1 protein-coding gene is annotated in these 342 nt (G+C 48.2%); it reads left to right on the top strand.

All coding sequences use genetic code 11. The features are described 5' to 3' along the window. A partial coding sequence (locus RC73_RS19750; protein WP_039036227.1) for a transposase occupies window positions 1-342 on the top strand: 342 nt, incomplete at both ends.

Here is a 342-nt window from a genome sequence, read left to right as displayed (position 1 = left end):
CAGTAGAGAAGCTATCCGGCCGTTTTTCGTTAAGTTGGGTCAGTACTGCCAACAGATTGAAGCCGTTGCTATGGATATGAATACTGCCTTTGACTTGGAGGTACAGATGCACTGTCCCCAAGCCAAAGTGGTCTACGACTTGTTCCATGTTGTTGCCAAGTATGGCCGTGAAGTCATCGACCGAGTCAGGGTTGACCAGGCTAATCAACTTAAGCACGACAAACCAGCCCGAAAACGGGTGAAACGGGGGCGCTGGGTCTTACTCAAAAACAGAGATAATTTGACAGACAAACAGGCGGGTTATCTCAACGAGCTGTTGGAGTCGAACAAAAGCTTAATGAC

It is taken from the genome of Shewanella sp. ECSMB14102, assembly GCF_000813075.1.
Taxonomy (GTDB): Bacteria; Pseudomonadota; Gammaproteobacteria; order Enterobacterales; family Shewanellaceae; genus Shewanella; species Shewanella indica.
Note: the sequence above shows the minus strand (reverse complement) of the source record. Positions and strands in the feature narration are given on the sequence as shown.